The organism is Achromobacter sp. 2789STDY5608615 (assembly GCF_001298995.1).
In the GTDB taxonomy this organism is placed as follows: domain Bacteria; phylum Pseudomonadota; class Gammaproteobacteria; order Burkholderiales; family Burkholderiaceae_B; genus Achromobacter; species Achromobacter insuavis.
Genome location: NZ_CYTY01000014.1, coordinates 13,960 through 20,336 on the forward strand (window position 1 = coordinate 13,960; position 6,377 = coordinate 20,336).

Consider the following 6,377-nt stretch of genomic DNA (forward strand, 5'->3'; position numbering starts at 1 on the left):
GCAGGTCCTGTTCCTCGCCGCGGAATTCGAGGCCGTCGGCGAAGTCCGCCATTTCCAGTTCGAGCCCGCGCGCCGCGTCCGCATCGGCGCGCGGGCCTCGGCGCCGGACCGCCTGCAGATTGTGATCGACGACGACGGCCCCGGCATCGCCGAGGACGAGCGCGAACGCATCTTCGAGCGCGGCGTGCGCATGGACGAGCAGCGGCCCGGCTCGGGCCTGGGCCTGGACATCGTGCGCGACCTGGCCGGCACCTACGGCGGCGAGGTCAGCGCCGGGCAGGCGCCGCTGGGCGGCCTGCGCGTGACGCTGACGCTGCCGGCGCTGCCGACCGGGGCCGGCGCGCGCTAGCGCACCAGCGTCACCGGCACGTCGGCCAGTTGCACCACCTGGTTGGCGACCGAGCCGATCAGCATGCCGGCCAGCGCGCCATGGCCGCGCGTGCCCATGACGATGCGCGCGCATTGATGCTGTTGCGCGTAGTGGGTGATCTCGACGGCGGGATTGCCGAATTCGACGTGGCTGGTGTAGTCGGTGCCGGTGACGTCGAGCAGCTTGCGCGCGTCGTCGGCGGCTTCCTGGCCTTCGCGCACGTAGTACTCGTCGATCATGTCCTGGGTGACCAGCCGCGACAGGCCGGCGCGGCCCTGCGGCGGGGTCTGGATGTTGAGCAGATGGATGCGCGCGTCGCGCGCGCCCTGGGCCAGCTGGCGCGCGTGCAGCACGGCGCGGTTGGCATTGTCGGAGCCGTCAACCGGCACGAGGATATGCAGCATGGCGGGCCTCCTTATTTGACCAGGGTGACGGGCAGCGCCGTCAGGTGCAGGACCTTGGTGGCCACCGAGCCCATGAACAGCGCGGACGCCGATCCCAGCCCGCGCGTGCCCATGAAGATCTCGTCGGCGTCGATCTCGGCGGCCACGCGGGCGATGGTTTCCGCGGTGGCGCCGGTCTCTACGCGCTGGCCGAACGGCACGCCGGCCTCGGTCAGCAGCGCGCTGGCTTCGCGCAGCGCGGCCTGGCCTTCTTCCTGGTGGTAGGCGTCGATGTCCGCCTGCGACAGGCCGCGGCCGATCTTGCCGGCCTGCAGCGGAATCTGCACCGTCAGCAGTTCGACCCGTTCGACCGGGTCGTAGCCGCGCGCCTGGAGCATTGCCCGGACGGCATGCACGGCGTGTTGCGAGCCATCCACGGGGATCAGAATGCGTTTCATCGACGTCTCCTTGTTGTCCGCGAGCCGCGGCGATGCGCCGCAGTGTCTCCACTGTACGAAATTATCCCGCGCCAGGGGCGGCGGCGGGATGCGCGGAATCAAACGAAGCGGGATCGTCCGCGCGGGGCGGCGTGCGTCCCGCGCGGGGAGGCGCGGCGGACGCATCGGCGGGATGGCCCGCCGGCGGCCTCAGCGCCAGCGCGCCGGGGTCTGCGCCGCCTCGGCCGGCAGGCCCAGCAGCAGGGCCGCCATGCGGCCCAGCGTGGCCGCGTCGCCGGTCGTCTCCAGCGTCACCGAGCCGGCGCCGTCCGTCGCCAGCAGCCCGCGCTCCTGCAATTGATGGCGCAGGCGGCGCGCCACCGGGCCGCCGGTTTCCAGCAGCGGCACGGACGCGCCCGCCTCGGCCTGGATCGCGTCGTGCAGGAACGGGAAATGGGTGCAGCCCAGCACCAGCGCGTCGGCGCCCTGCGCCAGCAGTTCGCGCACCGGCGGCGCCACCACGCGGGCGGCGGCGGGGCCGTCGATCTCGCCGCGCTCGACCTGCAGCACCCATTCGGGACAGGGCCGGAACAGGATGCGGATCTCGGGCGCCTCGCGCTGCACCAGCGCCGCGAACTTGGGGCTGGCCAGCGTGCCGGTGGTGGCGAAGACGCCGACCACGCCGCTGCGCGTCAGGTGCGCGGCCGGCTTGATGGCCGGCTCCACGCCGATGATGACCAGGTCCGGATGGCGCGCGCGCAGCAACGCAATGGCGGCGGCGGTGGCGGTGTTGCAGGCCACCACCATGGCCTTGGCCCGGCGCGACACGAAATAGTCGGCGATGGCCAGCGCGCGCTGCTGCACGGTCTCCTGGGTCTTCTCGCCGTAGGGCACGTGGGCGGAATCCGCCAGGTACAGCAGATGTTCCCGCGGCAGCGCGTCGCGGATGGCGCGCAGCACGCTCAGTCCGCCGACGCCGGAGTCGTATACGCCTATGGGGTGGGGGGGCATGCATGGGGCAAGCAGCGAGAGCCAGGATGGCGCCCAGTGTAGCGCCCGGGGCCTGTTCACCCCGTGAGAGGCGCCTTTCCGTGTGAGCCGTCCCTAGTCCTCCGGCGTTTCGCGATGCGCGCGCACTTCCTCGATCAGCCGGCGGGTCGCGCCCGACAACGGCGCGTCGCGCCAGATCAGGGTGAGCGGGGCGCGCAGCTCCACCGGGCCGGTGACGTTGACGTACACCACGCCCTCGATGTTGACCCGGCGCAGCGAGGCCGGCACCAGCGATACGCCCAGGCCGGCCGCCACCAGGCTCAGGGTGGACAGCACGCGCGGCGCCTCCTGCGTCACCCGCGGGCTGAAGCCTGCGGCGCGGCAGCCCGAGATGATGGCGTCGTACAGGCCGGGGCCGCTGTGGCGGCGGTACAGGATCAGCGATTCCTCGGCCAGCTCCGACAGCGCGATGCGCTTGCGGCCGCGCCCCTTGACCATCGGATGGTCGGCGGGAAAGGCGGCCAGCATGGTTTCCTCCAGCACGCTTTCGACCGCCACGCCGCGGTCGGCGCCGTGCGCGCCGCGGATGAAGGCGACGTCGACCCGGCCGGCGCGCACGTCCTCCATCAGCTCGCCGGTGCTGCTTTCCTCCAGCACCAGGCGCACCTGCGGCGCGCTTTCGCGAAAGCGCCGGATCACCGATGGCACGAACGGGTGGAAGGCGGCCGAGCCGGTGAAGCCGACCGTCAGCCGGCCGGCCTCGCCCAGCGACACCCGCCGCACGCCGTCGACCGCCTGGTCGACCAGCGCCAGGATGCTGCGCGCGTCGGCCAGCAGGGCCCGGCCGCTTTCGGTCAGTTCCATGCCGCGCGGCAGCCGGTGGAACAGCGTGACGCCCAGCTCCTGTTCCAGCACGCGGATCTGCTGGCTGAGTGGGGGCTGGCGGATGCCCAGCCGGGCGGCCGCCTTGGTCAGGTGGGATTCCTCGGCCACCGCCAGGAAGTAGCGCAACAACCGCAGGTCGACGGATGCCATATGTATTGAATATGAATGTTTAACCAGTCATATATTAGACATTATCTTGTCGCGGGAGTAGGCTGCGAGCTATTCCTTCACTCCCGGCGCCGCCGCGCCGGCGCTTCGCGGACCGGCCCCGGCCACACCACAATGAACGCAGCAGCCCCTGATTCCCCCGATGCCGCCACGCGGCCGCCGCCCACCTGCGGGCAACTGTTCTACGGCTTCCTCATGCTCGGCCTGACCGCCTTCGGCGGCGCGCTGCCGCTGGCGCGGCGCATGGTGGTCGAAAAGCACCGCTGGCTGTCCGGGGCCGAATTCACCGACCTGCTGGGCCTGTGCCAGTTCCTGCCGGGCGGCAACATCATCAACCTGTCGGTGGCGCTGGGCATGAAGTTCCGCGGCCCGCGCGGCGCCTTCGCGGCGCTGATGGGCCTGATCCTGGCGCCGTCGGCCATCGTGGTGCTGCTGGGCATGGTCTACGACCGCTTCCAGAACGATCCGCACATCCAGCATCTGTTCGCCGGCCTGGCGGCCGCGGCGGCGGGGCTGCTGATCTCGATGGCGGTCAAGATCGGCGTGCCGGTGCTCAAGCGCCGCGACTGGCTGGCCGGCACGGTGGCCGCCGCCTGTTTCATCGCCATCGCGGTGCTGCGCATTCCGCTGCTGCCGACCATGGCGGTGCTCACGCCCCTGAGCATCCTGCTGGTCTGGAGGCAACGTCGATGATCCAGACCCTGATCGCCCTCGCCATCATCTTTTCGCAGCTGTCGGTGCTGGCCTTCGGCGGCGGCAACACCATCCTGCCCGAAATGCAGCGCCAGGTCGTGGAGGTGCACGGCTGGATGACGGCCGCCGACTTCTCCGCGCTGTTCGCCCTGGGGCAGGCGGCGCCGGGCCCCAACCTGATGGTGGTCACGCTGGTCGGCTGGCACGTGGCCGGCTGGGCCGGCATGCTGGTCACCACCCTGGCCAAGTTCGGGCCGTCCTCGATCATCACCATCATCGCGCTGGGGCTGTGGGAGCGCTTCAAGGACCGCCCCTGGCGCGGCGTGATCCAGGCCGGCATCTTCCCGATGACGGTGGGGCTGGTGGCCGCCAGCGCCGCGCTGATCACCGAGGCCTCGGCCCACACCTGGCTGCTGGGCGCCATCACCGCGGTGGTGGCGCTGCTGGGCAGCGTGACGCGGATCCACCCGCTGTGGCTGCTGTTCGGCGGGGCGCTGGTGGGATTGCTCGCGATCGGTTAGCGTGGAGGCTCTTGCCACGCGTGGGAGCCCGCCATGACGCTGCCGGTCAAGGATCCGGATACCGACTCGACCCAGGCCGGCGTCGCGCCGCTGCCGTTTTTCCATGCGCACCAGCGCCTGGTGCTGTGCGGGCTGCTGTTCGCCGCGGTGGCGGTGGGATTGTGGCGCGCCGGGCTGGCGCCGAGCCGGGCCGGCCTGCTGGGCTTCGATCTCGCCGCGCTGGTGTTCCTGCTGCTGACCGGCGCGGCCTTCGGCAAGGCGACGCCCGCCACCATGCGGGTCCGGGCGCAGCAGGTCGATGTCGGCCGTAGCGCCGTGCTCTGGAGCAGCGTGCTGCTGTCGTGCCTGGTGATGCTGGCGCTGTGGATGGAGATGCGCGCCGCGGGCGGCCTCGAGGGCGCGGCCGACCTGATCGCGGCGGCCGCCAGCATCGTGCTGTCGTGGCTCTACATGAACATGATCTTCGCGCTGCACTATGCGCATGGCTACTACAGCCACCGCAACGGCATGCACAAGGGCCTGGACTTCCCGGGCAAGGAAGATCCCGACTACTGGGACTTCGCCTACTTCGCGCTGGTGCTGGGCATGACGTTCCAGGTCTCGGACGTGCAGATCGTCAGCCGCCGGCTGCGGCGCACGGCGCTGATGCACAGCGTCATCGCCTTCTTCTTCAATGTCTTCATCATCGCCATCAGCGTCAACGTGGCGGCGGGGCGGGCATGAAAAAGCCCGGCCGCGGTGCCGGGCTTTTTCATGGCCGGAAAGACAGTCGGCCCGCGCTCAGGCCGCGGCGGCCAGGCGCCACAGCGACGTGACTTCCTTCGAGCGGGCCGCGTACAGCGGATCGTCGGCATCCTTGGCGCGGCCATGGGTGGGCCGCGTGTCGATGCGCTCGACCACGCGCAGGCCGGCCTGCTCGATCATCTCCAGCAATTGCTCGCGGGTGCGCAGGCCCAGGTGTTCGGCCAGGTCCGACAGGATCAGCCAGCCCTCGCCGTTGGGCGTCAGGTGCGCAGGCAGGCCGTTCAGGAAGCCGCGCAGCATGCGGCTGTCGGGGTCGTAGACCGCGTGCTCGACCGGCGAGCTGGGACGGGCCGGCAGCCACGGCGGGTTGCACACGGCCAGCGAGACCCGGCCTTCGGGGAACAGGTCGGCCTCCACCACCTCGACCTGCCTGGACAGGCCCAGCCGTTCGAGGTTTTCGCGGGCGCAGGCCAGCGCCCGCGGGTCCATGTCGGTGGCGATGACGCGCTTGCCGCCGCGGCGCGCCAGCACGGCCGCCAGCACGCCGGTGCCGGTGCCGATATCGAAGGCCACGCTGCCGCGCGGCATCGGGGTGCGCGCCACCAGGTCGATGTACTCGCCGCGCAGCGGCGAAAACACGCCGTAGTGCGGGTGGATGCGGTTGTCCAGCGCGGGAATCTCCACGCCCTTCTTGCGCCATTCGAAGGCGCCGATCAGGCCCAGCAGCTCGCGCAGCGACGCCACGTACGGTTCGTCGGCGGGGCCGTGTGCTTCTTCGCAGGCCTGCCGCGCGTCCGGCGCGCGGCGCTGCGAAATGCCGTGGCCGGCGTCGAACGGAATCAGCAGCATGCCGAGGATGCGGGCGCGCTGCGACTGGATTTGCCGATGCTGGTTGAAGGCCTCCAGCATGCTTTCCACCGGCTTGCGCGGGCGCTTGTCGACGCGGCGCGTGATGGCCTGCAGCAACTGGCGCGCGTTCTGGAAGTCGCCGCGCCACAGCAGGCCCACGCCTTCGCACGCCAGGCGATAGGCCATGTCCGCCGTGGTGCGGTCGTCGGCCAGCACCACGCGCTTGGGCGGCGTGGCGCCGGATTCCGAGCGCCAGCGGGCGGTGTGGTGGGTCTGGTCAGGGGCCTCGCCCTCTGTCCAATGCAGTTCAGGCTGGGTCAACGGGACGCTCCGGGCA

At 71.1% G+C, this 6,377-nt stretch carries 9 protein-coding genes; 4 read left to right on the forward strand and 5 right to left on the reverse strand.

What is annotated here, in order from left to right; genetic code table 11:
* Positions 1-349: ATP-binding protein (locus tag AOZ49_RS32520; RefSeq protein WP_231690344.1), on the forward strand; the 349-nt coding region annotated here is incomplete at its 5' end.
* Here the strand turns inward: AOZ49_RS32520 and AOZ49_RS14020 are convergent.
* The 4 genes from AOZ49_RS14020 to AOZ49_RS14035 form a co-directional block, all read right to left on the reverse strand.
* Complete coding sequence (locus AOZ49_RS14020) at positions 346-774, reverse strand: universal stress protein (RefSeq protein WP_054428594.1); 429 nt, start codon at positions 772-774, stop codon at positions 346-348. The two genes, AOZ49_RS32520 and AOZ49_RS14020, sit on opposite strands and share 4 nt — an antisense overlap.
* An 11-nt stretch (positions 775-785) precedes the next feature.
* Positions 786-1,211, reverse strand: coding sequence for a universal stress protein (locus AOZ49_RS14025; protein ID WP_054428593.1), 426 nt, complete (start codon positions 1,209-1,211; stop codon positions 786-788).
* A gap of 189 nt (positions 1,212-1,400) precedes the next feature.
* Positions 1,401-2,201, reverse strand: coding sequence for a glutamate racemase (murI, locus tag AOZ49_RS14030; RefSeq protein ID WP_054475972.1), 801 nt, complete (start codon positions 2,199-2,201; stop codon positions 1,401-1,403).
* Between the two features lie 93 nt (positions 2,202-2,294).
* Entirely contained in the window at positions 2,295-3,215 is a 921-nt protein-coding gene (locus AOZ49_RS14035) for a LysR family transcriptional regulator (protein WP_054475974.1), read from the reverse strand.
* 132 nt (positions 3,216-3,347) lie between these two features.
* Here AOZ49_RS14035 and AOZ49_RS14040 point away from each other — a divergent pair, with 132 nt between their 5' ends.
* From AOZ49_RS14040 to AOZ49_RS14050, 3 genes are read left to right on the forward strand one after another with little or no spacing between them, the layout of a single operon-like run.
* On the forward strand, positions 3,348-3,926 hold the full coding sequence (locus AOZ49_RS14040) for a chromate transporter (protein ID WP_054475976.1): 579 nt from the start codon (positions 3,348-3,350) through the stop codon (positions 3,924-3,926).
* On the forward strand, positions 3,923-4,447 hold the full coding sequence (locus tag AOZ49_RS14045; protein ID WP_054428590.1) for a chromate transporter: 525 nt from the start codon (positions 3,923-3,925) through the stop codon (positions 4,445-4,447). The genes AOZ49_RS14040 and AOZ49_RS14045 overlap by 4 nt, the downstream gene beginning before the upstream one ends.
* A gap of 33 nt (positions 4,448-4,480) precedes the next feature.
* Complete coding sequence (locus AOZ49_RS14050; protein WP_054428589.1) at positions 4,481-5,170, forward strand: DUF1345 domain-containing protein; 690 nt, start codon at positions 4,481-4,483, stop codon at positions 5,168-5,170.
* A gap of 57 nt (positions 5,171-5,227) precedes the next feature.
* Here AOZ49_RS14050 and AOZ49_RS14055 read toward each other — a convergent pair whose 3' ends face one another.
* On the reverse strand, positions 5,228-6,361 hold the full coding sequence (locus tag AOZ49_RS14055) for a methyltransferase (protein ID WP_054475977.1): 1,134 nt from the start codon (positions 6,359-6,361) through the stop codon (positions 5,228-5,230).
* Between the last annotated feature and the right edge of the window lie 16 nt (positions 6,362-6,377).

Excerpts from the sequence above, each read along its gene's own strand:
- AOZ49_RS14035 (WP_054475974.1), bottom strand. The coding sequence starts at position 3,215 with ATGGCATCCGTCGACCTGCGGTTGTTGCGCTACTTCCTGGCGGTGGCC.
- AOZ49_RS14025 (WP_054428593.1), bottom strand. The coding sequence starts at position 1,211 with ATGAAACGCATTCTGATCCCCGTGGATGGCTCGCAACACGCCGTGCAT.
- AOZ49_RS14040 (WP_054475976.1), top strand. The coding sequence starts at position 3,348 with ATGAACGCAGCAGCCCCTGATTCCCCCGATGCCGCCACGCGGCCGCCG.
- murI (WP_054475972.1), bottom strand. The coding sequence starts at position 2,201 with ATGCCCCCCCACCCCATAGGCGTATACGACTCCGGCGTCGGCGGACTG.
- AOZ49_RS14020 (WP_054428594.1), bottom strand. The coding sequence starts at position 774 with ATGCTGCATATCCTCGTGCCGGTTGACGGCTCCGACAATGCCAACCGC.
- AOZ49_RS14050 (WP_054428589.1), top strand. The coding sequence starts at position 4,481 with ATGACGCTGCCGGTCAAGGATCCGGATACCGACTCGACCCAGGCCGGC.
- AOZ49_RS14045 (WP_054428590.1), top strand. The coding sequence starts at position 3,923 with ATGATCCAGACCCTGATCGCCCTCGCCATCATCTTTTCGCAGCTGTCG.